Raw genomic sequence first — 26,938 nt, forward strand, 5'->3', positions numbered from 1 at the left:
TGCCAGCCGCATGCATTTCTGCGGGCCTGAAGCCAATGGCTGCCGCCAAGCGCATCTCCGATGAACCCGCCTTCGTGCTGCACAGCTACGACTGGAGCGAGTCCAGCCTGATCCTGGAGGTTTTCTGCCGTCAGCAAGGGCGTGTGGCGCTGGTGGCCAAGGGGGCCAAGAAGCCCAGCTCCAACTTCCGCCCGGTGCTACTGCCGCTCCAGCCCTTGTTGGTGACCTACACGCTCACCGGGGATGGCAGCGCAGACATCCACACCCTCAAGGGGGCGGAGTGGGTGGGCGGCCATGTGATGCCCACGGGTGATGCCCTGCTGTCGGGCATGTACCTCAACGAGCTACTGCTGCGCCTGCTGGCGCGCGCCGATCCACATGCGGCCCTGTTCGATGCCTATGCCGGTGTGGTTCGCGTGTTGGCCAGCGAACATGGTGATGCGTTAGAACCCGTGCTGCGCAGCTTCGAACTATTGCTGCTGCGCGAGATTGGCTTGCTTCCTGGCCTGGATGTTCAGACCATGACGTTGGAGGTCTTGCAACCCAAGACGCGCTACACGCTGGTGCCCGAAGGCGGCCTGCGCGCCTCCTCCTCGGCCGACCGCGTGGGCCTGCTCGGCGGCCAGTGGCAGACGTTGCAACGCGCGCTGGACGACGCGGCCACCTACACCGCCACCTTGCGTGCCTGCGCGCCGGTGGCTGCAGAACTCAAACCCCAGCTGCGCGCCCTGCTGCAATACCATTGCGGCAGCCCCATGCTGCGCACCCGCCAGCTCATGATCGATCTGCAGGCCCTATGAACCAGACCTCACGCACCCCCCACGCCACGGCCCTCTCGGTCAATGTCAACAAAGTCGCCCTGGTGCGCAACACGCGCCACCTGGGCATTCCCAGTGTCACCCGGGCGGCCGAGCTGTGCCTGCAGGCGGGGGCCCAGGGCATCACGGTGCACCCCCGGCCCGACGAGCGGCACATCCGCAGCCAGGACGTGTTCGAGCTGGCCACGCTGATGAAGGCCTGGCCCGACCGCGAATACAACATCGAGGGCAATCCATCTCAGAACCTGATGGACTTCATCCGCGAGGCTCGCCCGCACCAGGCGACCTTTGTGCCCGACAGCGAAGACCAGTTCACCAGCGACCACGGCTGGAGCTTTCCGCAGGATGCCGAGCGCCTGGCACCCCTGATCGCCGAGTGCAAAGCACTGGGCGTGCGCGTGAGCCTGTTCATGGACCCCGTGCCCGAGCAGATGGCCGCCGCCAAGGCGGTGGGCGCTGACCGGGTGGAGCTGTACACCGAGCCCTATGCCGCAGCCTGGGGCACGCCGCAGCAAGACGTTGAGCTCAAGCGCTACGCCGCCGCCGCCCAGGCCGCGCTGGATGTGGGGCTGGGCGTGAACGCGGGTCACGACCTCAACCGTGACAACCTCGCCGCCTTTGTGCGCGAGGTGCCCGGTGTGCTCGAAGTCTCGATCGGCCACGCCCTCATTGCCGACGCGCTGGAGCTGGGCTACGCCGCCACGGTGTTGGCCTACCTGGGCTGCATCCAGTCGGGTTGTGCCGCACAACCTGATAACTCCTGATTTGATAGCTGCTAGCGCTTGATGGATAAGCGCTAGAGCCCAATTTTATTCAAAAACCATGATCTACGGCATTGGCACCGACATCTGCGACGTGCGCCGCATCGCGGCCAGCCTGGAACGCCACGGCGAGCGCTTTGCCCAGAAGGTGCTGGCCGACGGTGAATTGGCCACCTGGCACGAGAGGAGTGGCCGTTGGCCCGACCGCGGCCTGCGCTACCTGGCCACGCGGTTCTCTGCCAAGGAAGCGTTCAGCAAAGCCATCGGCCTGGGTATGCGCATGCCCATGACCTGGCGCCACTGTGAAGTGGCCAAGCTTGCGAGCGGCCAGCCCGTGATCGTGCTGCACGGCGCACTCAAGGAATGGTTTGACGCCAAAGGGCTGAAAGCGCACCTGAGCGTTACGGACGAGACCGACTACGCCGCCAGCTTCTGTGTGGTAGAGAAATTGGATTAAAAATGGCCTCTAGCGCTTGATGGATAAGCGCTAGCAGCTATGTTTGTAATAGCAACCTGATGTTTGACACCCTATGACCGAACACGCACCCCTCATCCTCGACGTGGCAGGCACAGAGCTGACCGCCGCCGACCGCCGCCGCCTGACCCATCCGCTGACCGGTGGCGTGATCCTGTTTGCCCGCAACTGGGAAAACCGCGCGCAGCTGCTGCAGCTGACCAGCAGTATCAAGGCCGTGCGTGACGATCTGCTGATCTGCGTGGACCATGAGGGCGGCCGTGTGCAGCGCTTTCGCACCGATGGCTTCACCCACCTGCCGCCCATGCGCGCCCTGGGCGAGATGTGGATGGATGACGGCAAGGGCGCCAAGGTCGTGCCTGGCAGCGGCGCGCTGCGCGCCACCAATGCAGCCACGGCGGCGGGCTACGTGCTGGGTGCGGAGTTGCGCGCCTGTGGGGTTGATTTCTCGTTCACCCCCGTTCTCGATCTCGATTGGGGTGAAAGCAGTGTGATCGGCGACCGTGCCTTTCACCGCGACCCGCGTGTGGTGGCGCTGCTCGCCAAGAGCCTCATGCACGGTCTGCTGCAGGCCGGCATGGCCAACTGCGGCAAACACTTCCCGGGGCACGGCTTTGTCAAAGCCGACTCGCACACCGAGGTGCCGGTGGACAAGCGCAGCTTGAAGGCCATCCTGGCCGACGACGCCGCGCCATACCCCTGGCTCAGCAGCACGCTCACCAGCGTGATGCCCGCCCATGTGATCTACCCCAAGGTGGACAGCCGCCCCGCAGGCTTCTCGCAGCGCTGGCTGCAGGACATCCTGCGGCGGCAGATGCGTTTTGACGGCGCCATCTTCAGCGACGACCTCAGCATGGAAGGCGCTCGGCGTCTGGACGGCCAGGTCGTCAGCTACACCGACGCAGCCATGGCAGCGCTGGAGGCAGGCTGCGACCTGGTGCTGTTGTGCAACCAGAGCGTGGGCGATGGCAAGGCCGTGGATGAACTCATCGACGGCCTGGAACAGGCCCGCAAGCTGGGCCGCTGGCAGCCGAGTGTGGACAGCGAATCCCGCCGCCTGGCGCTGCTGCCCGAAACCTTTCCCCAGGCCTGGGATGAGTTGATGTACCAGCCCGCCTATCTGCAGGCCTTGGACCTGTTGCCCTGACGCCGTGAGAGCCAGTGGCCGGGAGTCTGGTGCGGCGCCCCTCGTCGTTGCCGTGCTCGCCGGGTGTGCAACCCGCCTGCGCTCGCCGCCTAGCGTGCGACCCTGCCAGACCCTCACGCACAGCCGATTTCTCGGCTTCAGTGGACTAGGGCGTGTTGAAAGGCCCTGGCGTGACTGGAGGCGGGGCTGCCGGTGCACTTTCTGCGGCCTCTGCAGCGTTGGCGGGTAGTGCAGGCGGTGGTGGCACCCCCTGAAACCTGCGCACCACGCGTTGAAATACCAGCGCATTGGGAATCTGCAGCCAGGCTACCTGGTCCGCCGCAGCGCCATGGTCTTCGAGCGTGGTGTAGAGCAGGTTGATGTCCACCACACGTCCTTTGGCCCCGGGCTTTTCGGCGGTGTCCAGCACCTCGATGTAGTCGCCAATCTTGAAGGGCCGCACGGTGAAGATGAGCAGCGCGCAAAACAGGTTGGAGAGCACACTCCACGCCGCGAAAAAGGCCACGGCCCCGACAGTGGCAAACCCGGTGAACGCGGTCCAGAGCACGGTGGCCGACACCCCCATGCGTTCCAGCACCAGCAGCGCCGCACTGGCAATGATGAGCCAGCGGATCAGCCCGTTCATGGGCACCACCAGTTCGTCGGGCACCTGGTAGTGCGCGCTGGCACGGCGCACTATGCGGCGCAGCACCCGTTGCAGCAGCCAGGCGACAAACAGGATCAGCAGGATCTGCGTGCCGGGGATGATGACTTCGAGCCAGTCTTGTACCCAGTCGGGAAGGCGGGTTTTCAGCAGCTGCATGCGCGAAACGGCGGTGCGGGCGTTGCGCTCGGTGGCGTCAAACGTGAGGGCAGAAAAGAAACTCAATTGCGCAGTTGCTCCACGGTGTCCATCTGCATTTCAAAACTGAAGAAGCGATTGCGGCCCTGGGCCTTGGCGGCATAAAGCGCCTGGTCGGCACGCATGATCATGCTTTCGGCGTTCGTGCTGTCGTCAGGCACGCAGGTGGTGATGCCGCCTGACAGCGTGAGGATGTTGCCCAGCGGGGAATCTGCGTGTGGAAGGGCGCGCACCTTGAGCAGCTGTCCCAGGGCCCGCGCGAAGGTCATGGCACCCGAGCGTGGCGTGTTGGGCAGGATGAGGGCGAATTCCTCACCACCGTAGCGTGAGGCGATGTCACGAGGGCGCACGCACACCTCGCGCAACAGGCGGCCGACTTCCTTCAGGCAGGCATCGCCCTGCACATGCCCGCTGGCGTCATTGAAGAGCTTGAAGTGGTCCAGGTCGCACAGCATCAGCGTGAGCGGCGTACCGTCCCGGCGCGCAGCCAGGATTTCGTTGTGCAAAATGCGGTCAAACCCCCGGCGGTTGACCAAGCCGGTGAGCGCATCGATCTCCACCATTTCGTTGAGCCGCTGGTTGGCTAGATGCAACTCGGCCGACATGGAGACGAGCCTGCGGCGCATGTCCAGCAGCCGGCGCATGGCACGCAGTTTGGCCATCAGCACGATGGGCTTGACGGGTTTGACGAGGTAGTCGTCACCACCCACTTCAATACCGCGCCACACATCGAGTTCGTTGTCCAGGCCCGAGAGGAAGATGATGGGCGTCCAGTCGCCCGCCTCGCTCTCGCGCATCTGCTGGGCCACCCAGTAGCCGTCCTGGCCGGGCAGCCGGATGTCCAGCAGCACCAGATCGGGGCGGTGGGTTTTGAACAGGTGCAGCGCTGCGATGCCCTCGGGCGCCTCAAAGATGTCTGACACCCCAGCCCGCCGCAGCTCGGCCACCAGCGCTGCGCGCACGGATCCCTGGTCTTCGACCACCAGCACCGAAAAAGCGTTGCCCGAGGGCAAGGGCTGGCTGGCCGGGTAGGGGGCGTTGCTGGAACTGAAGGGCACGGTAGTGTCTCCTTGGGGCCTTCAAAGGGCGGGTCCGGGATGCCCCGAGGGCATCGGGGACGCGCGACTCAGGACTCGCGGCGAAGCGCGGGGAACAGGATCACGTCGCGAATGCTGGGGCTGTCAGTCAGCAGCATCATGAGACGGTCAATGCCGATACCGCAACCCCCCGTGGGGGGCATGCCGTATTCCAGCGCGCGCACGAAATCGTGGTCGTAGAACATGGCTTCGTCATCGCCGCTGTCTTTGGCGGCCACCTGGGCGTGAAAGCGGGCGGCCTGGTCTTCGGCATCGTTCAGTTCGCTGAAACCATTGCCGAACTCGCGGCCGGTGATGTACAGCTCAAAGCGCTCCGTCACCTCGGGGCGCGCGTCGTTGGCACGCGCCAGGGGCGAGATCTCGGTGGGGTGCTCCATGATGAAGGTGGGCTGCCACAGCTTGTCTTCCACCGTTTCTTCAAAGTACAGCACCTGCAGGCTGGCCAGCGTGCGGGCCGAGAGCTTGTCCTTCTCTTCGGTCATGCCCAGCTTCTTCAATGCGCTGATGAGCCATGCGGCATCGTCCACATGGGCGCCTGCTTCCGTGTGCTGGAAGATGGCTTCGCGGATGGTCAGACGGGCAAAGGGCTGGGTCAGGTCCACCGCGCGGCCCTGGTAGGTCATCTGCAGGGAGCCGGTGGCCTTGAGCGCGACTTCACGGATCAGCGTCTCGGTGAAGTCCATCAGGTCCAGGTAGTTCCAGTACGCCGCGTAGAACTCCATCATGGTGAACTCGGGGTTGTGGCGCACCGAGATGCCTTCGTTGCGGTAGCTGCGGTTGATCTCGAACACACGCTCGAAGCCGCCCACGATCAGGCGCTTGAGGTAGAGCTCGGGTGCGATGCGCAGGTACATCTCCTGCTCCAGCGCGTTGTGGTGCGTCACGAACGGCTTGGCATTGGCGCCGCCCGGGATGGGGTGCAGCATGGGCGTTTCGACTTCAAGGAAGCCGTGGCTCACCATGAACTCGCGCAGCCCGCTCACGGCCTTGCTGCGCGCCATGAAGCGCTTGCGGGCGTGCTCGTCGGTGATCAGGTCCACATAGCGCTGGCGGTATTTCTGCTCCTGGTCGGCCATGCCGTGGAACTTGTCGGGCAGCGGGCGCAGGCTCTTGGTGAGCAGGCGCAGGCTGGTCACCTTGACCGACAGCTCGCCCGTCTTGGTCTTCATCAGCGTGCCTTCGGCGCCCACGATGTCGCCCAGGTCCCAGTGCTTGAAGGCGGCGTACAGATCCTCGCCCACGGCGTCACGGGTCACATAGAGCTGGATGCGCCCGCCCACGTCGCCCAGCGAGCCATCCTGCACGGTTGCAAAACTCGCCTTGCCCATCACGCGCTTGAGCATCATCCGGCCTGCGACCGAGACGTTCACTGGCGTGGCTTCGAGGGACTCGTTCGTGGCAGTGCTGTGTTCCAGGTGCAACTGGGCAGCCTTGTTGCCGGGCTTGAAGTTATTGGGGAAGGCAACCCCACCGCCAGTGGCCTGGACTTCGCGCAGAGCGCGGAGCTTTTCGCGGCGCTCTGCGATGAGCTGGTTTTCGTCCTGGGGAGCGGGGGCGTGGTTTTGGTCTGACATAGGTGCCGTCGGTGCGGGGGCGTGAAATGGGGCTGGGTTCAGCCAAACCCCTCATTTTATCGGCTATGTGTTGCCGACAGGTCCTAAGAACCTGTTCAAGATCTTTTCGGGGATCGCATTGGAGTGCAATCGGGATGAGTGGATGCTTCGGATGCGCCGCATGGGCTCGTGCCCATGCAAGCAGCCGGGGCGTCCAATCGCCCGATTTCACTCCAACCCTTCGGGCAAGTGCCTTGCCGGACGGTCTGCGGCGTTGCGGCGCTTGTGGATAGCCGGGCTATCCACTGCGCACCGCTCCTTGCATCCCATCCCGGCAAGGACCTTGTGCGACCCCGAAAAGATTTTGAACAGGTTCTTATCCCCTGGACGGCCGGTCACCCCACAGCGCGGATGCCGTCCTCACGATGATCTTCAGGTCGCTCCAAAGCGTGTGCGAGCGGGCGTACTCGGCGGCGTAGCGCAGCTTGATGGGCAGAATCTGTTCCACGTAGGTGCGCTCTGGATCGCTGCTCTGGCCCAGCAAAGTGCTTTCGTCGCGAAATTCGATGGAGGCGCGGTCTGTGATGCCGGGCCGCACGCTGAGCACCAGGTCTCGCACAGATTCCGGGTAAAGCGCCACATAGTGCGGCACCTCGGGTCGGGGGCCGACAAGGCTCATATGGCCCAGCAGCACGTTGAAAATCTGCGGCAATTCATCGATCTTGGTGCGCCGCAGCCAGTGGCCCGCCCGGGTGATGCGGGCGTCGGCCCCCACGGTAATCGCAGGCCCCGCAGCTTCTGCACGCGGGTGCATGGTGCGGAACTTGACGATGCGAAACAACCTGCCTGCGCGGCCCACGCGCTGTTGGCGAAAGAATGCCGGGCCGGGCGAATCCCACACCACCCACAGTGCCACGGCCAGCAGAACGGGCGCGAGCAGCAGCAGCCCGAGGGCGGCCAAGAACAGGTCGAACAGCCGCTTGGGCATGTCAGCCCAGCACCTCGTGCAGCGCGGCAATCACACGGTCCTGATCGCTGTCACCCATGGCGGTGAACAGGGGGATGCTGATCATGGCCTGGTAGGCTGCATCGGCCTGGGGGAACATCTCCGGCGTGAGCTGATAGCGGTCCCGCCAGTACGGGTGCCGGTGCAGCGGCACATAGTGCACGCTGGTGCCGATGCCCCGGTCCGACAGCGCTTGGATGACCTCATCACGCCCCAGTGGTGCGTCCGCTCGCAGCCGGATGACATACAGGTGCCATGCGTGGGTGTCGCTGTGTGGTGCATCGGCTGGCAAGGTCAGGGGCAGCGGCGCCAGCTGATCGTGGTAGCGGGTTGCCAAGTCCTGGCGCCGCTGCACAAATTGCGGCAGCCGCGCCAATTGCTCCACGCCCATGGCGGCGGCAACGTCCGTCATGTTGTATTTGAAGCCTGGCGCGACCACCTCGTAGTACCAGGCCGGGGTTTTGGAGGTGAAGCGGTCAAATGCATCCCGGCTCATGCCATGCAGCCGCATGGTGCGCATGCGCTGCGCAAGCGCCGGGTCGTGCGCGACGGCCATGCCGCCTTCGCCGGTAGTGATGGTCTTGTTGGCGTAGAAGCTGAACACCGTGACATCGGACTGCAACTGCCCCACCAGCGTGCCGCGCCAGGTGGTGGGCAAGGCGTGGGCCGCGTCTTCCACCACCTTCAGGTGATGTTCTTTGGCGATGGCCAGGATGGCGTCCATGTCGCAGGCCAGGCCCCCGTAGTGCACGGGCATGATGGCTTTGGTGCGGGGTGTGATGGCTGCGCGTACCTTGGCCGGGTCGATATTGAGGGTCACTGGGTCCACGTCCACCAGTACCGGGTCGGCGCCCAGGTAGCGCACCACCTCCACGGTGGCGGTGAAGGTCAGTGTGGGCGCGATCACTTCGTCGCCGGGGCCGATGCCCAGGGCCTCCAGCGCAAGGTGCAGGCCCGCCGTGGCGGAGTTGACGGCGATGCTCTGCAGACCACCGCCGCCCAGGAAGGCGGTGAATGCCTGCTCGAACTCCTTGGTCTTGGGCCCGGTCGTGACCCAGCCCGAGCGCATGGCCGCGCTGACGGCATCGATTTCTGCCGGCCCGATGTCGGGGCGGGCGAACGGGAGAAAGGGCAGGTCTGTGGCGGAGTTCATGGGCATTGTGGTGCGTGCTAAAAGGGCCAGAGCGAGGCCGCGCTCAGCGTGGCTTCACGGCCCAGGTCAGGCGGTGGGTGCGCAGAAACCACAGCAGTGCGGATGCTGGCGCAATCGCTGGCGCGGGCAGACGTCGTGCCAGCGGAGGTGCCAGCGTAACGCGGCGGGAGTGTATCTGTGCCCCGGGAAACAGGATGCTCAGTTCGCGGAGTGGAATGCCCTGTACATCGCTGTTGGCGGGGTTGTCGACGACAAAGTCATAGACGAGAACACCGCCGCCGGGCGCGACCCATTGCCAGATCACGTCGGCCAGATGGCGGCGATAGCCCTCGTCAAGCAAGGAACTGAAGAGTGTGAACGCGAGCACGGCATCCTGGCTGGCGGGCTGCACCGGGGCCAAGGCGGCATCCCCTTCCACAATGGCCACGCCTGCTGGCAGCGAGGCGCGCGCTGCGGCGGCACGTTCGGGAAGAAGCTCCAGGCCCGTCAGGCAAGCGGGCGTGGCGCCCAGTCGCACCAGATCGTGCAAATTGCCCGCACTCCCGCAGCCAACCTCCAGCATGGGCCGCTGGGCCAGGCTGCTCCAGCCGTGGGCCTGCCAGATGCGTGCCATGGCGCGCAGGCGCTCCTGCTGCGCCTGCAGCGCCGCAGCGTTGGCATACAGGCTGTAGCGCGCTTCGTCGGCCACTGTGTCGCGCCGGGCGTAGCGGGCCTTGACGGCCTGGGGTTCGTTGTCGGTCATCGGGTGATGCGTGCAAAGTCGGACGAAGGGGCGCGCGAGCGCGCAATGTCCCACAGTCCTCGCCAGGTGCCCAGGCCGTAGCCCACATGAAACGCTGCAATCGTCGCCGGGAGGCGGGGCAGCAGTCCCCCGTTGCGGGCCGACCGGGCTGCCGCCACGGATGCCGCCAGAAGATACCCGGCGTAGGCGATGCCCAGTGCAGCCAAGGGCCAGGCGGACCACGGCAAGGCAGCGGAGGCGCCCACTGCTGCGGCCACAAAAGCTGCGGGCACCAGTTGTCGCACGGAGCCCGGCTGCCCATGTTTGCGCATCACAAAAGGCCGCCAGTAGCCATATTGCCGTTGTTGCGCGAACAGGTGCCTCAGCGAATTGCGCGGGTGGTAGGTGGAATGGATGAGGCTGCTCTGCCAAATGCGTGCACCCCCCAGGCGCAAGCGCAGGTTGTGCTCGTCGTCCTGGTTGCGCACCAGGGCTTCGTCAAACAGCCCGAATCGGTCAAACACGCCGCGGGGCCAGCATCCGAGGTAGACGGTATCCACCTCGCCTTCGTACTGCACATCGCGCGACCGTGCGCCACCCACCACCCAGCGGCATTGGAAGGCGGCGGCTATGGCGGCCCCGGTGGGGCCCGTTCCTTGGGCGACCCAAGGGCCGCCCACGTTGTCGGCGCGGGTGCGTTCGAGCGCCTCAATGCACTGCGCAAGGTAGTCGGGGGCAAACTGGCTGTGCACGTCCATGCGGGCAATGGTGCCGCCCCGTGCGCGGGCAATGCAGGCGTTGAGCCCGGTGGACACAATGCGGCCGGGGTTGTCCACCAGCACGAGCCTGGGGTCTGCAGCACAGCGCTGCATCAGGTGTTCGCGCGTGCCGTCATCGCTGTCACCGTCTGCAATCAGCACTTCCATGCGCCAGCCTGCGGGCAGTTCTTGGAGCAGGGCGGAGTTGCAGAAAGCGTCGATGTGCTGGCGCTCGTTGCGGCACGGCACGATGACGCTGATCAGGTTGTCCAATTCAAGGCCTTGGGGCATGGGGTTCAAGGTGTACGGAGCAGTTGCTGGTACAGCGCGTGCATGCGGTTCATTTGCACCGCGCGGTCGCCGTCTTGCGCTATGCGGGCAGCATTTTGCAGCCCGGCTTGTTCTGCGATGGCGTCATTGGCAATCAGGGCTTCCAGCCGGGCGGCGAGCGCTGTCGCATCTCCGGCTGCAACCAGCCACTCAGCGTCGATCCAGTGCCGGTTGGCCTGCAGTTCGCTGGCCACCACGGCGAGGCCACACGCCATGCTCTCCAGCATGGCGACCGATGTTGCATCGCTGCTGGGCACCGACACAGATATCTTGCTTTCGCCCAGCACCCGGGTCATGCCAGCGTCATCGAGTCGGCCGTGGAACTGCACCTTGTTGTCCAGCTGCGCCGTATGCACCTGGCTGCGCACGGCACCTTCCAGACTGCCTCCGCCGAGCAGGTGCAAGCGCAGATCGGCGCCCGGCAATCGCGCCTGCAGCAGGGCGAACGCTTCGATGATGGTGTCGATGTTGTAGTTGGGTTCCCAGGCGCGCAGGCTCACCAGCTGGCTGCCTTGCTTGTGACTCCAGGGCACGGGGTGGAAGCGTTGCAGTTCCACACCCCAATGGATTTCCTCGGCGGCGCCGGGCGGGCGGAAGTCTGCCACCGCGCTCATCAGGCTCGCTGAGTCGCCCGTGATGAGGTCGGCCTGGCGCAGTATCCAGCCGGTCAGCCAGCGCATCCAGGCGCTTTTGCCGGGGGTCACCAACAGGTCGCTGCCCCAGGCGGTCATCACCAGCGGATGTTTGCCGCAACGTGCGGCCAGATAGCCGTAGGAGGTGACGTAATGGGCATGCAGGAGGTCAGGAGCCAGTTCGGCCACGTGGCGCCTCGTTTCCCGTACACGGAGCAGCCAGTCCAGCGATCGGTGCACAGGCCGGATGACCCGCACCGTGACGCCATCGATGGACGCGGGGCGGGCCGTGATCAGCGAAACGCGGTAGCCACGCTGGAGCATTTCCCGCGCCCACCGCTGGACATGGGGGCTGGTGGCATCGCCCAGCAGGCACAGGTGTGTGGCCATGTCAGGTTGCCCGTGTCCAGGATTCATAGTGGGGACGCAGTTCTGGGTGCAGCGACAGCAGGCGCTCGTCCTGCTCGCGCACATCGCCAATCTGGCGCGCAGGGGCCCCTGCCATGATGGCGAAATCGGGCACTTCGCCGCGCACCTGCGCGTAGGCGCACACCACCACCCCCTTGCCGATGCGTGTACCCGCTTCGATCAGGCTGTGGGGGCCGACAAAGGTGTAGGCGCCGATCTCCACGGGCGCGCTGATGTAGCCAGGCTTGGGGCGCTCGTGGACTGCGTAGCTGCTGCCCAGGAGGCGAATGGCGCGGTGGGAGCTGTGGGTGACGATGCTGACGAAGTTGGTGATCTGCACCCCTTGCCCAATCTGCAGGCCTGCCGTGGCGTCGATGAAGTTGAATTGCCCTATGAACACGTGGTCGGAAAGCCGCAGCCCCTCGGCGCCTTCGATGCAGGTGCTGGGGGCAATGCGGGTGTGGGGCAGGCTGCGGCCCAGGTGGTCGCTTTCCCCGAACACCATGCGGTAGAACAGCGCCTGCCAGAGGCGGCGGCGCCAGCGGTTAAGCACGGCTCTCATGGGGGATGTCCTTCCAGTTTGCCAACGCCCAGAAATAGTAGGCAAAGTAGGCCAGCATGCTCGCTGACACGCCCCATCCGGCGCCGGTCAGCCCGCCCAGATGGAGGCCCAGCAGCAGGCCCGCAAAAAACAGGCATTGTCCAACCAACGCCAGGCGCAGCGCCCAGGCCTGCGCGCCCCAGGCCATGGTGACCACCGCGAGGGGCGATGCCATGAAATGCACGGCGATGTACGGCGCAATGGACCGGGCCAGTTCCCCGGTCTGCGCCCATTGGTCGCCAAAGGCCAGGGAAAAGATGTCCGGACCCCAGGCAAGCAGCACTGCCGCCAGCGGGCAGGCCAGGGCGGCCAGCCCCAGCAGGGCTTGGCGCACCAGGGTGCGCGCTTCGTTGGGGCTCTGCGCCTTCAGAAGGCGGGGGTACAGGGTTTGCGACAAGGCCCCGCCGATGAGGGTCGCCGGGGCCTTGAGGTAGCGCAGCGCCAGCGCCCAGAACCCCGCTGCGGCGTCTCCAGTCCATGCCGCCACCAACACCAAAGTCAGGGTGTCCTGCAGCGCCCCCATGAAAGCGTGGGGTGTGTTGAGCAACGGAAAGTCCCGGTGCTGTTGGGCCATGGACCGGAGTGCGGCCAACGGCTGGCGCCACAGACCCACCCAGCCACCCGCAGGGGCAGGCCTGGCCAACATCCATGCCGCGCCCAGGCTGGCCAATGTGGCGCCCAGCACCAGACCCAGCGGGCCGGTCTTCATGAATCCGAACAGCAATTGCAGGATGGCGCCACCGCCGTGCTGCAGCAGCCTAGCCGCCGACAGCAGACCAAAGCGTTGGGACCGTGTCGCCCACAGGGTGAGCCATTGCACAGCACCGCCTGCGAACACCGCCAATGGCAGCGCCCACACCATCGGCATGCCGCGCCACAGCAGGAGCACGGCTGCGGCTGCAGCAGATGCCGTGGTGACAGCGAGCAAGATGCGCGCGCACAGCGCCATGAGCTGGGCCGCGCGCGGCTCGGTGCTTTCGAGGGGGAGTGCGAATTCATAGCGCGCGCAGCCCACCACTGCCAGGTTGGTGGCCAGCGCCCACAGCAGTGCAAACTGTCCGAAGTCCTTAGGGCTGTAGAGGCGTGTGAGTGCTGGGCCCAGCACCAGCGGGATGGCGTGGGCTGCAACGCTGCCCGTGAGCAGGGTCAGCGTTGCCCGTACAAGTCCCGACTTCATGGCAGTACGGGTTGCGTTTCGGGGTGGTAGCCAGGCACCAGCTGTCGCAGCAGAGCGGTCATGGCAATGGGATCGCCGGCATGGGCTGCCTTCTGCAGTGCCTGGAGCAAGGTCTGCAGCTCCTCCCAGGGTCGGTATTCTTCACGCGCCCGCAGGATGCGGGGGTGGTCGGTGGGGAAGGGATTGTCTCCAATCAGCAGTTCCTCGAAAAGTTTCTCACCCGGGCGCAGCCCGGTGAAAACGATTTCGATGTCTCCTTCGGGGTGCAGATCGTCGCGCACCGTCAATCCCGACAGGGCCACCATGCGCTCTGCCAATTCCAGAATCTGTAGGGGCTCGCCCATGTCCAGCAGGAACACGTCGCCGCCCTCGGCCATCGCCCCTGCCTGCAGTACCAGCTGGGCGGCTTCGGGAATGGTCATGAAGTAGCGCGTGACGTCCGGGTGCGTCACGGTAAGGGGGCCACCGGCCGCGATCTGCTTGCGAAACAGCGGTATCACGCTGCCACTGGAACCCAGCACGTTGCCAAAGCGCACCATCGACAGGCGGGTGGGGCAAGTCCAGGCGGGTGAGCTGTCGGCAAGCTGCGGGAAAGGCGCGCGGGGCGACGCTGCAATCGCTTGCAGCACCATCTCTGCCACACGTTTGGTGGCACCCATGATGTTGGTCGGGCGCACGGCCTTGTCGGTGGAAATCAGCACGAAATGGGTGGCACCGCACTCCAGCGCCACCTGCACCATGTTCAGGGTGCCAAACACGTTGTTCAAAATACCTTCGCCCGCGTTGGCCTCCACCATGGGCACGTGCTTGTAGGCGGCCGCATGGTAGATGGAGGTGGGCCGGTATTGCTGGCAGATGTCTGCCATGCGCGCCTTGTGGGTGACGCTGGCGAGCAGCGGGACCAGGACACACGCATGCTCGCCCTGGTGCGCCAGCGCCGCCAATTCGTGGTGGATGGAGTACAGCGCGTATTCGCTGTGGTCCACCAGCAGCAACTGGCACGGCCCTTCACGCACGATCTGCCGGCACAGCTCGCTGCCAATGCTGCCGCCCGCGCCGGTCACCAGAACCACGGTGCCCGCCAGATTGCGCCCCAGCAGTCCTGGGTCCGGCGCCACCGGCTCCCGGCCCAGCAGGTCTTCGATTTCAAGGTCCTGGAAGTCCGTGACGGTCACCCGGCCGCTGGCCAGGTCCGACAGGCCCGGCAGCGTGCGGATCCGCACGGGCAACTCGCGCAGGCTTTCGATGATTTGCCGCCGTCGCTCGCGCGTGGTGCTGGGCAGCGCCAGCAGCACGTCGGTGATGCCAAGGCGGCGTACCACCTCGGGCAGCGCGTTGGAGGCGTGCACACGCACGCCGTTGATGCTGCGCCCGATCTTGCTGGCATCGTCGTCCACAAACCCCTTGAGCAGGTACTGGCGCATGCTGCCCAGCCCCGCAGCCGTCTGTGCGCCGGCACTGCCAGCGCCGTAGATCAGCAGTCGGTACGGCGCATGGCTGCTGCGCCCTGCCAGCGCCAGCCAGCCCAGTGCGCGGCTGGCACCGACCAGCAGCATGAACAGCAGGGGCTGGAGAATGCCGACACTGCGCGGAACGCCCTCCCACTGGGCGGCCAGCAGGCAGCCCAGCAACAGGGCACCGTAGATGGCCACGGCCTTGCCCGTGGTGATGAGCGCCGTGATCCCCGTGTAGCGGAAGATGGCGCGGTAAAGCCCCAGCTTGGCAAAAATCGGAAACGCGAGGGCGGGCGCCAGCGCATACGCAAGCCACTGCATGCCTGAGGGCCAGTGGGGCGTCTCCAGCCTCAGCGTGAAGGCGAGCCACATCGCGATGACACCCAGACAGATGTCCATGGCCACCACCACCATGCGCTTGGCTGCGCGGGACCAGCCCAGGATGCGGTTCAGCATGGGCTATGAGAAGAAGAGGGGGCAGTAGCGATTCGGCGGCTCATTGTGTGGGGGCAATTCCGGTCCGCTCCAGCACATCGCCCACCAGTTCCAGCCGCACCAGCGGGTTGTCCAGCTCCATCAGGCGCTGCTTGAGTTCCAGGGGCACGGGCAAAAGCTCGCACCAGCGGTTGGCCACCCATCCGCAGTCGTCCAGCTGGGCTGCCGTGGGGACAATCGCAGTCGGAGTTTCGGGGTCACGCTGCTTCAGGGTGTGCAGCACCTGGGCGAGGGCTGTCGATGCCTTTCTCAGGTCTTGCGGGATTGGCACCATCAGATCCGGGTCGATGTGCCCCACATCGGCGATCCACAGGCCATGGGGCAGGTGGCTGCGCTGGGTGATGCGAAAGCGCTGGCTGCCACGGCATAGCAGTGTGATCAGGCCAGGCTGCGGGGTGTCGATCTGCTCGATGACGGCCAGGGTGCCCACATCGTTGAACTGTTCTTCAGGCGCGCCCGCCTGGCGCACTTCGCGGCCTTGCGTGAGGGCGACCACGCCAAAGGGGGCGCCCGCCTGATGGCACTTGCGCACCATGTCCAGGTAGCGCACTTCGAACACGCGCAGGGCCAGCAGGCCACCTGGGAACAGCACGGAGCCCAGAGGGAAAAGGGGCAAGGATGACAGGGTGAGGGGTTGTGTCATGAAAGGGGGGATACCTTGGCTCGCTATCATCCCATGGCGCAGCCTGCTTTCGCGGCGGCCCCTTATTTTTGTCTCATCCATGCTCTACCAGATCGCCTCTTTCCTGCTCGACGTTGTTGGTGGCCTGCTCACCGGGGCATGCCTGTTGCGGCTGTACATGCAGTGGCAGCGCGTGCCGTTTTCCAACCCCGTCGGCGGGCTGGTTTTTGCGCTGACGGACTGGCTCATCATGCCGCTGCGCCGCGTGATCCCGCCCGTCGGACGCTGGGATGTGTCGAGCCTGGTGGCAGCCGTGTTGCTGCAGCTGGCGCAGTATTTTTTGCTGACCCTGCTGCTGGGCGCCGCCTCGGCATGGGCCTGGCTGCCGTGGCTGGCATTGTTTGGCCTCGCGCGGGTGGCGGTGTCGGGGCTGATTGGCTTGTTGATCGTCTATGCCGTGATGTCGTGGGTGCAGGCGCGGTCACCCCTGGCCGATGTGATTGCCCGGCTGTGCGAGCCCATCCTGCGGCCGTTTCGTCGCATCATCCCGCTGGTGGGCGGTATCGACCTGTCGCCGCTGGCCGTGCTGGTGTTGCTGCAGGTGGCGATGATCGTGCTGGGCCATTTGCAGGCCAGCGTCATGAAGTAGTCCCCCTGAGTCGCCTTTGGCGCCTTCCCCCCAGGGGGGCGACGGCCTGGCTGCGGGGCGGCCCTTGCTTGCCGTCCCTGGTTGGGGTCGCGCCGGTTTCGGCGGCTGCGCATGATGCGCGGCAATAGATATCTGATACCAAAATATCAGTGAAATTGACCCCTGGCGCTTATCCATAAAGCGCTAGCAGCTATCAAAATAATAGTGTTTTCGCGGCTTTGGCGGGCGCATCACCTCTGCACGAGGCTTTGCGCACGCACCCACCCGGTGGTGTTACATCACTGCGTCAGCAGGCAAACGCTGCAGCATGGCCAGGCTGCTGGCCACGGTGTTGCGCAGTTCACGGCGGTCACAAATGAAGTCCACGGCGCCCTTGGTTTGCAGGAATTCGGCGCGCTGGAAGCCTTCGGGCAGAGTCACGCGCACTGTGGATTCGATCACACGCGGTCCGGCAAAGCCGATCAGGGCCTTGGGCTCGGCAATCACGATGTCGCCCACAAACGCAAAACCTGCGCTCACGCCGCCCATGGTCGGATCGGTCAGCACGCTGATGTAGGGCAGGCCCTTCTTGGCCAGGCGGGTCAGCGCTGCGTTGGTCTTGGCCATCTGCATCAGGGACAGAAGGCCTTCCTGCATGCGTGCGCCGCCGGTGGCGGTAAAGCAGATGAAGGGCACCTTCTGCTCGATGGCGGTTTCCACGCCGCGCACAAAACGCTCGCCCACCACGGAGCCCATCGAGCCACCCATGAAGTCGAACTCAAAGCACGCTGCCACCACGTTGATGCTCTTGACCGCGCCACCGATGACGATGAGGGCATCGGTTTCACCCGTGTTTTCCAGGGCTTCCTTCAGGCGCTCGGGGTATTTGCGGCTGTCCTTGAACTTGAGGGCATCCACGGGCAGCACTTCCTGGCCGATTTCATAGCGGCCTTCGGCGTCCAGAAAAGCGTCCAGCCGCGCGCGGGCGCCAATGCGGTGGTGGTGGCTGCAATGGGGGCAAACGTTCTGGTTTTGCTCCAGATCGGCCTTGTAGAGCACCGTTTCGCAGCTCGGGCACTTGATCCACAGCCCTTCAGGCACCTGGCGGCGCTCGGTGGGGTCGGTTTGCTGGATCTTGGAGGGCAGAAGTTTTTCGAGCCAGGACATGGTGTTCTCCTCTTCAGTGGCTCGGCCTGCCGGGGCGCTGGGGCGCCGCAGGGGGCAGGCCGGGTGGAATCTGTGGCGCGCCGTGCCCCGATGAGGGCGGCGCGCCGGGCTGCATTATGCGTCTACGCGTCCATTGCCTTGCGGATGCCGCGCAGGAAGTCGATCGTGATTGGCACCACCTTGGCGTGCTCCTGGTCTTCAATCAGCTGGATGATGCGGCTGCCAATGACCACGGCGTCGGCCACCTTGCCAATCGCCTGGGCGGTGGCGGCGTCGCGAATGCCAAAGCCCACACCCACGGGGATCGTCACATGCTGGCGGATGCGAGGCAGCATTTGCTCCACGGCCGAGGTGTCCAGCGCGCCCGAGCCGGTCACGCCCTTGAGCGACACGTAGTACACGTAGCCGCTGGCCACGCGCGCCACCTGGGCCATGCGCTCATCGGTGCTGGTGGGGGCCAGCAGGAAGATCAGGTCCATGCCGTGCTCACGCAGGCTGGCGGCAAAGGTCTCGCACTCTTCGGGTGGGTAGTCCACGATGAGCACGCCGTCCACGCCAGCGGCCGCCGCATCGCGCACAAAGGCACCTCCACCGTGCTTTTGGTCGTAGCGCTCCACGGGGTTGGCATAGCCCATCAGCACCACGGGTGTGGTGCTGTTGCGCTTGCGGAACTCGCGCACATGGTCGAGCACCTGCACCATGCCAATGCCCAGGCTGAGGGCTTTTTCGCCCGCCTTTTGAATCACCGGGCCATCGGCCATGGGGTCGGAAAAGGGCACGCCCAGCTCAATCACGTCGGCACCGGCCTCCACCATGCCGTGCATGAGTGCAGGGGTGATGTCGGCGAAGGGGAAACCAGCGGTCACATAGGGAATCAGTGCCTTGCGGCCCTGCGCTTGCAGGGCAGAGAAGGTGGATGCAATACGGCTCATTTATTTCACCACCTTGATGGATTGCTCGCCGCCCTTGACGGACTGCCCCTGGCAGCTGGGTCGGCAGTAAAAATCGGCGCCGCTCAGGTCGGCCACGGTGCCAATGTCCTTGTCACCACGGCCCGAGAGGTTGACCAGGATCGATTGGTCAGGGCGCATGGTTTTGGCCAGTTTCATGGCGTAGGCCACGGCATGGCTGGATTCGAGCGCGGGGATGATGCCCTCGGTGCGGCACAGGTAGTGGAAGGCTTCCAGAGCTTCCTTGTCGGTAATGCCGACGTATTCGGCACGCCCGATTTCCTGCAACCAGGCGTGCTCCGGGCCCACGCCGGGGTAGTCCAGGCCTGCGCTGATGCTGTGGGTTTCGGTGATCTGGCCATTGTCATCCTGCAGGATGAAGGTGCGGTTCCCGTGCAGCACGCCCGCGCTGCCCTTTTGCAGCGATGCCGAGTGTTTGCCCGACTCCAGCCCTTCGCCTGCGGCTTCCACGCCAATGAGGCGCGTTTTCTCGAACGGGATGTAGGGGTGGAAGATGCCCATGGCGTTGCTGCCGCCACCCACGCAGGCGATCACGGCATCGGGCTGGTCGCCCAGCACTTTTTGCTCGGCCAACATGGCGGGCATCTGGTTGATGCACTCCTTGCCGATCACGCTCTGGAAGTCACGCACCATCATGGGGTAGGGGTGTGGGCCTGCCACCGTGCCGATGATGTAGAAGGTGTTGTCCACATTGGCCACCCAGTCGCGCATGGCCTCGTTGAGCGCATCTTTCAGCGTCTTGCTGCCCGATTCCACGGGCACCACCGTGGCGCCCAGCAGTTTCATGCGGTACACGTTGGGGCTTTGGCGCTTGACGTCCTCTGCACCCATGTACACCACGCATTCCAGGCCATAGCGCGCGCAGATGGTGGCCGTGGCCACGCCGTGCTGACCTGCGCCCGTTTCTGCAATCACGCGGGGCTTGCCCATGCGCTTGGCCAGCATGGCCTGGCCAATCACGTTGTTGATCTTGTGAGCGCCGGTGTGGTTCAGGTCCTCACGTTTGAGGTAGATCTGCGCGCCACCCATTTCGCGGCTGGTACGGGCTGCGTGGTAGATGGGTGATGGGCGCCCGACGAAGTGCTTGAGTTCGTAGTGAAACTCGGCCAGAAACACGGGGTCGTTTTGGTAGCGCGCGTAGGCCTCGCGCAGTTCCTGGATGGCGTGGGTCAGGGTTTCGCTGACGAAGCTGCCGCCGTAGGGGCCGAAATGGCCGGAAGTATCAGGTTGCTGATAGGAATTCATGGGGATTCTTTGCAAGTTGTGCATCGGCCGCCCGCACGGCGGCAACGAAGCGTTGGATCTTCACGGCGTCTTTGATGCCCTTGATGGGCTTTCCATCGGGGCCATCGGCTTCGACGCTGGAACTGACATCAACCGCCAGCGAGAGACCCCGCGGGCGGACTTGCAAAATGCCATCGGTCACGTTTGCAGGCGTGAGTCCACCAGACAAAACGAGGTGAGAGCTGACGCTTGGTGGAAGGAGTGACCAATTGAATGCCTTGCCGCTGCCGCCAAAACCTTCGACATGGGCGTCGAGCAGGATGGCCTGGGCGTGAGAGTAATCGTAGGCGTATTTTACGAGGTCAAAGCTGGCCGCACCGTCGCCCAGGGGAATTCGGGCGGCTCGCAGGTAGGGGCGTGCGCCTTGGTGGGTGGCGGCCAGGCAATCCTGGGGAGATTCATCACCGTGAAACTGGATCGTAGCGCCTGCTATCAAAGCGCTGGTAGCTATCACATTGGTAGCGGACTCGTTCACGAACAGCAAAACTGGTGTGACAAAGGGCGGCAGGCGTCTGGCCAGTTGTGCTGCGCGTTCGGGTGTTACCGCACGCGGGCTGGGGGCATACAGCACGAAACCCACTGCATCGGCGCCTGCCGCCACTGCGGCATCTACGTCCTGCTCGCGGGTCAGGCCGCAGATTTTGATGCGGGTGCGTGCATGCGGCAGCTTGGAGATGTCTTGTGCGTTCATGGCAACCAATCATACGCAGCCGTGCGCTGGGGCAAGCCCCAGGCGGCGTCATAGACCGGGCCTTGAAAAAACAGCCCATCCGGCGAAAACGTGGGCGCTGCCGCATCGCGGGATTTGGCGGCGAGCACCTGCGCCACCCATTCAGGAGGCTGGTTGCCCTGGCCCACGGCAATTAGGCAGCCCATGATGTTGCGGATCATGTGGTGCAAAAACGCGTTGGCTTCGAACTCAAAGCGCCAGTAGCAGGGGCTCCAGCCCAGCTCCGGGTTTGGTTCTCCCAGACCCCGGCGCGTAATGTCGATGCGCTGCAGGGTCTTGACGGGGGACTTGGCCTGGCACGCCGACGCACGAAACGAGGTGAAGTCGTGCTCGCCCAGCAGGTAGTCCGCAGCTTGCCGCATCGCTTGGTGGTCCAGCGGATGGAAAACCCAGCCCACGCGACCGGCGTCCACACTCGGCCGCACGGGGGACTGCAGCAGCACATAGGCATAGCGCCGCGCGATCGCGCTGGCGCGGGCATGGAAGCCGTCTGGCACGGGCTGCGCCCATTGCACGGCAATATCGGCAGGAAGAAAGGTGTTGGTACCCCGTACCCAGGAGGAGGGCGGGCGGTTCAGCGGCGTGTCAAAGTGCACCACCTGCATCAATCCATGCACACCTGCGTCGGTACGGCCTGCGCACAAAGTGCTGACAGGGTGCGTGGCAAAGCGGCCCAGGGCCGCTTCGAGTTTGTCCTGAATCGTGTTGCCCGACAGCTGGCTTTGCCAGCCGCTGTAGGCCTGTCCGTTGTAGCTGACACCCAGCGCCACCCGCGTCATGGGGCGGCCTGGGGGTGGGGAAAGCGCGCCGTGAGAGAACCCCGCTGCATCAGCCCAGTTCGGCCAGCATACGCTGGGCGCGGGTCTTGAGGGCGCCGCTGGATTCGGCCACCACTTCTTCGATCAGCGTGCGAGCGCCGTCGGTGTCGCCAATGGCGTTGAACTCTTCGGCCAATGCCAGCTTGGTGGCCAGCGGATCATCCTGCGCCGCAGCCGAGCCATCATCGACGAACTCGGGTGCCGGAGCGGGTGCCTTGGCCGCAGGGGCTGCCATGGGCTTGGACGGTGCGTTCAGGTCCAGAGACAGTTCGCCCAGATCAAATTCCATGGGGCCGGAATCCTTGGCGTCGCCTGCCAGCGGCATGGGGCCAGATGGCGCCATGCTCAGGTCGTCAGCGCTCGGGAAGTCGAGGTTGGCGACGGGTGGAGGGGCCATCATCGGGCCGGGGGCTGTATCTTGACCACCCCAGGCTGGGGCCGTTGCGGAGGGCAGCTCTGGCAAATCCAGTTCCGGGCGCAGTGTTTGTGGTTCATCGCTGGCATCGGCGTCCGTAGTGCGACGGGTGCCAACTGCGGCCGCTGCTGCAGCGGCAGCCGCTGCAAACCCGCCTGGGGGTGCTGGTGCCACCGAGGGAGCGTCGGTCAGTGCGTCATCTGGCAGGTCCAGGTCGAGATCCAGGTCGAGATCGGGGGGGAGTGCCGCCGTGGCCGCCGCATTGCCCGCACCGCCGGTGAAGGTGCTGGGGAAGCCACCTGGGGGCAGCGATGGCGATTCGTCCTCGGCCATGCCGGGGCGGCCGCCAGGCTGGTACAAGCGGTTTTCGGGGTCCAGGTCGCGGCCGAGTTCGGCAATGCGGTTCCAGTCCGGGCCTTCGCCCTGCGTCAGCTTGAACACATCCCCTGCAACCGCTTCCAGTGCCTTGCGGTCCTGGCGCTTGGCGTAAATTTCGCCCAGCTTCACATGGACCGACACGCGGGCCGGATTGTGGCGAATCGCTTCCTTCAGGATTTCCTCGGCCTGCAGGTCGCGGCCATAGGCCAAATAAACGTCTGCCTCCGCCACGGGATCCACATCGCCGCCAGCATCGAGCTGGCTCGGGGAGTAGGCCATGGACGAGCCGGTCGTCATTTCGCTGTTGGCGGTATCCACGCGCTGTCCGCCGCTGGCACCGAAGAATGAATCAGGCTGGATGCGGCTTTCCAGGAACGAGCTGTCTACGCCAGCGTTCTGGCGGCGACGCTGCACCACACGGTAAGCGCCATAACCCAGCAACAGGGCCAGCAGGCCACCACCGGCCAAGGGCAGGATCGGATCGTCCATGAGGCCGGACAGGAAACTCGGCTCTTCAACAGGGGCTGGTGCTGGCGCAGGCATCCGTACGGGGGCTGCGGGTGCGGATGCGACGGGAGCAGGTGCAGAGGCGGGTTCGGAGGCTGCCTCGGCAGGAACGGCAACATCCGCTGGGGCACTGGCTGGGGGCACGGGAGCCGACGCAGGTGTTTCAGGCGCGGCGGGCGCTGTGGGCGTGGCGGGGACTGCGGGGGCCTGCACGGCCACGCCAGCGGGGGCGCTGGCACCGCCAGCGGGCGCGGCACTGCCAGCAGCGGCCGATGCTGCGCCCAGCTTGTTCAGGTCGGTAATGTTCTTGGACAGTTCGGCCATCCGGGTGGCGGCCTCGCTGGCTTGCTTGTCCTTGGCGAGCTGGTCCTCGGCGGCCTTCTGGCCCTTCACGGAGCCTTTGGACAACGTCAGCTTGTCGGGTGCGGTCGTGGCAGGTTTCTTGTCCTCCACGCGGGTCTGCACCGTGCCTGACGCAGAGCGCTCGGCAGCGGCCACTGCGGTGGTCGGGGCGGCACCTGCCAGCTTGCGGCGGAATTCGTTGAAATCCTTGGCCTGGGCTGCCAGGATCTGGCGTGCCTCGGGGGCTGGGGTTGCCTGCGCCGCAACTTCATCGGGCATCTGCAGTACCGCGCCAGCTTTGAGGCGATTGACATTGCCTTGAATGAATGCGTCCGGGTTCGCACGCATCATGGCAACCAGCATCTGATCCAGAGACACGCTGGCGGGGCGGTAGGCATTCGCCAGGCGGCCAGCGGTGTCACCGGCCTGCACCTTGACGCCGTCTGCGGGGGCTGGACGAGGGGCAGCTGCTGCCGGGCGTGGTGCTGGCGGTGCAGCAGCGGCAGAGGATTCGGTGGCGCGCGGGGCGACCGGTGCGCGCACGGCGGGCGCCGATGGGGCAGCAGGTGCCGAGATCTGAGGGGACGCCGTCACATTCGGTGCTGCGCGGCGCAGTGCTGGCGGGTCAAACAGCATGGTATAGCTGCGCACAATGCGGCCCGAGCCCCAGTTGGCGTCCAGCACCAGATCAAGGAAGGGGTCGTTCACCGGGCGATCACTCGTCAGACGCAGCACGGCGGTGCCGTCTGGGCGACGCTGCAGCTGGATTTGCAGGTTGTTGATCGCGGGCGTGTATTCCATGCCCTGGGCGCGGAAAACTTCCGGGGTAGCCGTCGTAGCGCGCAGGGTGTCGGCTTCGGCGGGGGTGATCTGGGGCAGGTCAATTTCGGCGCGCAAAGGCTCGCCCAAGGCAGACTGCACGGTGATGCGGCCCAACGCCAGGGCCGAGGCGTCGCCAGCGTAAAAGCCAGCCGACGCTACGGCCGCAGCCGCCAGGACAGAAAATTTCCAACGATGCATGTTTGCCAACAACTGATTAGGTTTTTGTGCGGCTCGGTCGAGCGGTGCTTTTTTTCTCATGGTCTGGTCCCGCCCCGGCGCGTGAAAATATGTAAAAAGCACCATAGCATCAATGTTTTGCACTGACAAGCTGAGGTGGCTCCGAAGCTTTGAGCGAGGTTCAGACGCACCAGATTGGGGCATTCAAATGTTGCCAATTGCCAACGTGGCGTAACTGAGTGTGTCAAGGCGCCGGGCGTAAAAAAGCGCGCACGGCGAGGGCCGTGCGCGCTTTTTGGGGATTGCCGGCTTAGGCGTCGAGCAAGATGCGCAGCATGCGGCGCAGGGGCTCGGCGGCGCCCCAGAGCAGCTGATCGCCAATGGTGAAGGCGCCCACATATTCAGGGCCCATGGCCAGCTTGCGGATGCGGCCCACAGGGATGTTCATGGTGCCGGTCACCGCCACGGGGGTCAGGTCCTGGATGGTGGCTTCACGCGTGTTGGGCACCACCTTGACCCACTGGTTGTCGGCGGCGATCATGGCTTCGAGGTCGGCCACGGGCACATCCTTCTTGAGCTTGAACGTCAGCGCTTGGCTGTGGCAGCGCATGGCGCCCACGCGCACGCAGAAACCATCGACGGGAATGGCGGAGGCGTTGAAGCCCTCGCCCATACCCAGGATCTTGTTGGTCTCGGCCATGCCCTTCCACTCTTCCTTGGACATGCCGTTGCCCAGGTCCTTGTCGATCCAGGGGATCAGCGAGCCTCCCAGCGGTACGCCGAAGTTGGCGGTTTCAGCGGCTGACAGGCTGCGCTGCTTGGCGATGACCTTGCGGTCGATTTCCAGGATGGCGCTCTTGGGATCGTCGAGCAGTGCGCGCACTTCGGCGTTCAGCGTGCCGTACTGCGTGAGCAGCTCGCGCATGTGCTGCGCGCCGCCACCTGATGCTGCCTGGTAGGTCTGGGTGCTCATCCATTCCACCAGACCTGCCTTGTACAGAGCGCCCACGCCCATCAGCATGCAGCTCACGGTGCAATTGCCGCCGATCCAGTTCTTGCCGTCGTTGGCCAGGGCGTTCTTGATGACGGGCATGTTGACCGGATCGAGAATGATCACGGCGTCCTTGTCCATGCGCAGGGTGGAGGCGGCATCGATCCAGTGGCCGTTCCAGCCGGCGGCGCGCAGCTTTGGGAACACTTCAGAGGTGTAGTCACCGCCCTGGGCGGTGATGATGATTTCGCAGCGCTTGAGAGCCTCGATGTTGAACGCATCCTGCAGTGCAGTCTCGTTCTTGGCTTGGGCAGGGGCCTTGCCGCCTGCGTTCGAGGTGGAGAAGAACATGGGTTCGATCAGATCGAAGTCCTTCTCTTGTTCCATGCGGTCCATCAGGACCGAGCCGACCATGCCGCGCCAGCCGACCAACCCTACCAACTTGCTCATTTCAACGCCCTTTCTAAGTAAGAAACAGTGCCAGACCGGACTGCTCGCCTGGCTCGTCTGGCCAGGAAGGGCGCACGACGAACCAGGCTGAGTCAGCCCTTAATGGTCGTGGTTTTGGTGATGGTTGCGCGCGCAGCCACACCGGCCGTGGCGGCGGGTGCAATGTTCAGGGCGAACGTGTGGGCGGCAAACATAGGCGAAGATTGTAGCGGATGCGGGCTTTGGGCTCTGTGCCGTTGTTCCAACAGGCATCTCTGGGGAGCGATCGGCGGGATAGACGGTAGAAAAAAGCCAATGACTTGGGGGAGAGCCTGCGCCCATGGTCTGCACCGCACTACAGTCCTGCCTATCGCTTTGTCTGCGATTCATCGAGAGTGGAAAAATGCAAGTCATCGTTGTGGGGTCTGGCAAGCTGGCCAGGGAGCTGTTGGGGGCGCTGCCCTCTGGGGACGCAGGGCAGGTTGTGCCCTGGGCTGCCGAGGGGCTGCCTGCAGAAAAATCGGTGGTGGTGCATGCAGGCTCGGGCCGGGAGCTACAAGCGGTGAGCGCGTTCTGTGAATCCACGTGCTCTGCGCTGGTGGAGCTGTCCACGGGATCAGCGCTGGAACACCTGGCTGTAGGTTTTCCCGTGGTCCTGTGTCCCAACACCAACCTTCTCATGCTCAAGTTCATGGCCATGCTGGAGCGCAGTGGGCACTTGTTCCGTGGCTATCGCATCGGGCTGACCGAGTCGCACCAGGCTCAGAAGTCGTCGGTGCCGGGCACGGCCGTGAGCATGGCGCAGGCGCTGGGTCTGGTGCCCGGTGATATCCGGTCCGTGCGCGATGCCGAGGTTCAGCAGCGCGTGCTGCAGATTCCCCCAGAACATCTTGGCCGCCATGCCTACCACCAGGTCCTGATAGAGGATGGGGCTTGCAGCGTGACGCTGGAAACCCGTGTTTATGGCGATGCGCCGTATGCAGAGGGCGTTGCGCACATCGTGGCAGCCGTGCGCGAGCGGCCGCTGGAGAACCGGCGCTACGCCATCATCGAATTCATCGACAACGGGTGGCTGTAGGCGGTACGGGCAGTACCCTGGCTCCTGACCCGTCCTGGAATAGGTTGACACCTATGCGGGATTGAATCCCAGCCGCAATTGGCTTGCAAGAGACGCCCGGTGCATCGCATCGGGCGTTTTGTATTCTAGGGACAGGTGGGGCCGCTGCTCGT

Annotated in this window: 25 protein-coding genes; 6 read left to right on the plus strand and 19 right to left on the minus strand. The window is 64.9% G+C overall.

Translation table 11 applies throughout. The features are described 5' to 3' along the window. The first annotated feature begins 35 nt into the window (after window positions 1–35). The 4 genes from recO to nagZ all read left to right on the plus strand — a co-directional run bounded on the left by recO (window position 36) and on the right by nagZ (window position 3,201). Window positions 36–800: a DNA repair protein RecO gene (recO, locus tag LPA35_RS09715; RefSeq protein ID WP_228896760.1), complete on the plus strand. Its 765-nt coding sequence runs from the start codon at window positions 36–38 to the stop codon at window positions 798–800. Beyond that, entirely contained in the window at window positions 797–1,582 is a 786-nt protein-coding gene (locus tag LPA35_RS09720; RefSeq protein WP_228896762.1) for a pyridoxine 5'-phosphate synthase, read from the plus strand. Before recO ends, LPA35_RS09720 begins: the two co-directional genes overlap by 4 nt. A 58-nt stretch (window positions 1,583–1,640) precedes the next feature. After that, the gene (gene acpS / locus LPA35_RS09725) at window positions 1,641–2,036 is read left to right on the plus strand and encodes a holo-ACP synthase (RefSeq protein ID WP_121420761.1); all 396 of its coding nucleotides are present in this window, start codon (window positions 1,641–1,643) and stop codon (window positions 2,034–2,036) included. A 73-nt stretch (window positions 2,037–2,109) separates the two neighbouring features. Next, window positions 2,110–3,201: a beta-N-acetylhexosaminidase gene (nagZ, locus tag LPA35_RS09730; protein WP_228896764.1), complete on the plus strand. Its 1,092-nt coding sequence runs from the start codon at window positions 2,110–2,112 to the stop codon at window positions 3,199–3,201. Between the two features lie 145 nt (window positions 3,202–3,346). Here the strand turns inward: nagZ and LPA35_RS09735 are convergent, their stop codons facing one another. The 12 genes from LPA35_RS09735 to LPA35_RS09790 form a co-directional block, all read right to left on the minus strand. Beyond that, window positions 3,347–4,003 carry a mechanosensitive ion channel family protein gene (locus LPA35_RS09735; RefSeq protein ID WP_121422808.1) on the minus strand — a complete coding sequence of 219 codons (657 nt, stop codon included), beginning with the start codon at window positions 4,001–4,003 and terminating at the stop codon, window positions 3,347–3,349. 62 nt (window positions 4,004–4,065) lie between these two features. Then, a complete protein-coding gene (locus LPA35_RS09740; protein ID WP_121505761.1) occupies window positions 4,066–5,100 on the minus strand; it encodes a diguanylate cyclase domain-containing protein in 1,035 nt (344 codons plus the stop codon). 68 nt (window positions 5,101–5,168) lie between these two features. Continuing rightward, window positions 5,169–6,713, minus strand: coding sequence for a lysine--tRNA ligase (gene lysS, locus LPA35_RS09745; RefSeq protein WP_228896767.1), 1,545 nt, complete (start codon window positions 6,711–6,713; stop codon window positions 5,169–5,171). A 355-nt stretch (window positions 6,714–7,068) separates the two neighbouring features. Further along, window positions 7,069–7,680 (minus strand): sugar transferase, encoded by a 612-nt coding sequence (locus LPA35_RS09750; protein WP_228896769.1) that lies wholly within the window; start codon window positions 7,678–7,680, stop codon window positions 7,069–7,071. A 1-nt stretch (window position 7,681) separates the two neighbouring features. Next, on the minus strand, window positions 7,682–8,857 hold the full coding sequence (locus LPA35_RS09755; RefSeq protein ID WP_228896772.1) for a DegT/DnrJ/EryC1/StrS aminotransferase family protein: 1,176 nt from the start codon (window positions 8,855–8,857) through the stop codon (window positions 7,682–7,684). Window positions 8,858–8,894: 37 nt separating this feature from the next. Next, window positions 8,895–9,593, minus strand: coding sequence for a class I SAM-dependent methyltransferase (locus tag LPA35_RS09760; RefSeq protein ID WP_228896773.1), 699 nt, complete (start codon window positions 9,591–9,593; stop codon window positions 8,895–8,897). Next, on the minus strand, window positions 9,590–10,621 hold the full coding sequence (locus tag LPA35_RS09765) for a glycosyltransferase family 2 protein (protein ID WP_228896776.1): 1,032 nt from the start codon (window positions 10,619–10,621) through the stop codon (window positions 9,590–9,592). Before LPA35_RS09765 ends, LPA35_RS09760 begins: the two co-directional genes overlap by 4 nt. Window positions 10,622–10,626: 5 nt before the next feature. Beyond that, window positions 10,627–11,682 (minus strand): glycosyltransferase, encoded by a 1,056-nt coding sequence (locus LPA35_RS09770; protein WP_228896778.1) that lies wholly within the window; start codon window positions 11,680–11,682, stop codon window positions 10,627–10,629. 1 nt (window position 11,683) lies between these two features. Continuing rightward, a complete protein-coding gene (locus LPA35_RS09775; RefSeq protein ID WP_228896781.1) occupies window positions 11,684–12,262 on the minus strand; it encodes an acyltransferase in 579 nt (192 codons plus the stop codon). Next, the gene (locus LPA35_RS09780) at window positions 12,246–13,478 is read right to left on the minus strand and encodes a lipopolysaccharide biosynthesis protein (protein WP_228896782.1); all 1,233 of its coding nucleotides are present in this window, start codon (window positions 13,476–13,478) and stop codon (window positions 12,246–12,248) included. The genes LPA35_RS09775 and LPA35_RS09780 overlap by 17 nt, the downstream gene beginning before the upstream one ends. Next, window positions 13,475–15,388 (minus strand): nucleoside-diphosphate sugar epimerase/dehydratase, encoded by a 1,914-nt coding sequence (locus LPA35_RS09785; protein WP_228896784.1) that lies wholly within the window; start codon window positions 15,386–15,388, stop codon window positions 13,475–13,477. Before LPA35_RS09785 ends, LPA35_RS09780 begins: the two co-directional genes overlap by 4 nt. Window positions 15,389–15,428: 40 nt before the next feature. Then, on the minus strand, window positions 15,429–16,070 hold the full coding sequence (locus LPA35_RS09790; RefSeq protein ID WP_121505770.1) for an LON peptidase substrate-binding domain-containing protein: 642 nt from the start codon (window positions 16,068–16,070) through the stop codon (window positions 15,429–15,431). Window positions 16,071–16,149: 79 nt separating this feature from the next. Here LPA35_RS09790 and LPA35_RS09795 point away from each other — a divergent pair, with 79 nt between their 5' ends. Continuing rightward, on the plus strand, window positions 16,150–16,698 hold the full coding sequence (locus LPA35_RS09795) for a YggT family protein (RefSeq protein ID WP_055399421.1): 549 nt from the start codon (window positions 16,150–16,152) through the stop codon (window positions 16,696–16,698). Between the two features lie 273 nt (window positions 16,699–16,971). Here the strand turns inward: LPA35_RS09795 and accD are convergent, their stop codons facing one another. From accD to asd, 7 genes are all read right to left on the minus strand, one after another. Beyond that, window positions 16,972–17,844, minus strand: coding sequence for an acetyl-CoA carboxylase, carboxyltransferase subunit beta (gene accD, locus LPA35_RS09800; RefSeq protein ID WP_055399419.1), 873 nt, complete (start codon window positions 17,842–17,844; stop codon window positions 16,972–16,974). Between the two features lie 122 nt (window positions 17,845–17,966). After that, the gene (trpA, locus tag LPA35_RS09805) at window positions 17,967–18,776 is read right to left on the minus strand and encodes a tryptophan synthase subunit alpha (RefSeq protein ID WP_218300563.1); all 810 of its coding nucleotides are present in this window, start codon (window positions 18,774–18,776) and stop codon (window positions 17,967–17,969) included. After that, window positions 18,777–20,060 carry a tryptophan synthase subunit beta gene (gene trpB / locus LPA35_RS09810; protein ID WP_228896786.1) on the minus strand — a complete coding sequence of 428 codons (1,284 nt, stop codon included), beginning with the start codon at window positions 20,058–20,060 and terminating at the stop codon, window positions 18,777–18,779. It lies immediately after the preceding gene. Continuing rightward, complete coding sequence (locus tag LPA35_RS09815; protein WP_228896788.1) at window positions 20,038–20,790, minus strand: phosphoribosylanthranilate isomerase; 753 nt, start codon at window positions 20,788–20,790, stop codon at window positions 20,038–20,040. Before LPA35_RS09815 ends, trpB begins: the two co-directional genes overlap by 23 nt. Further along, on the minus strand, window positions 20,787–21,608 hold the full coding sequence (gene truA, locus LPA35_RS09820; RefSeq protein WP_228896791.1) for a tRNA pseudouridine(38-40) synthase TruA: 822 nt from the start codon (window positions 21,606–21,608) through the stop codon (window positions 20,787–20,789). Before truA ends, LPA35_RS09815 begins: the two co-directional genes overlap by 4 nt. A gap of 49 nt (window positions 21,609–21,657) precedes the next feature. After that, entirely contained in the window at window positions 21,658–24,309 is a 2,652-nt protein-coding gene (locus LPA35_RS09825; RefSeq protein WP_228896793.1) for a FimV/HubP family polar landmark protein, read from the minus strand. A gap of 289 nt (window positions 24,310–24,598) precedes the next feature. After that, window positions 24,599–25,729 carry an aspartate-semialdehyde dehydrogenase gene (asd, locus tag LPA35_RS09830; protein WP_228896794.1) on the minus strand — a complete coding sequence of 377 codons (1,131 nt, stop codon included), beginning with the start codon at window positions 25,727–25,729 and terminating at the stop codon, window positions 24,599–24,601. Window positions 25,730–26,111: 382 nt separating this feature from the next. On the opposite strand from asd, the gene LPA35_RS09835 reads away from it, so the two are divergent. Then, the gene (locus LPA35_RS09835; RefSeq protein WP_228896796.1) at window positions 26,112–26,786 is read left to right on the plus strand and encodes a dihydrodipicolinate reductase C-terminal domain-containing protein; all 675 of its coding nucleotides are present in this window, start codon (window positions 26,112–26,114) and stop codon (window positions 26,784–26,786) included. The last annotated feature ends 152 nt before the right edge of the window (window positions 26,787–26,938 follow it).

This window comes from Acidovorax sp. Leaf73, assembly GCF_916855635.1.
Classification (GTDB): domain Bacteria; phylum Pseudomonadota; class Gammaproteobacteria; order Burkholderiales; family Burkholderiaceae_C; genus Acidovorax; species Acidovorax facilis.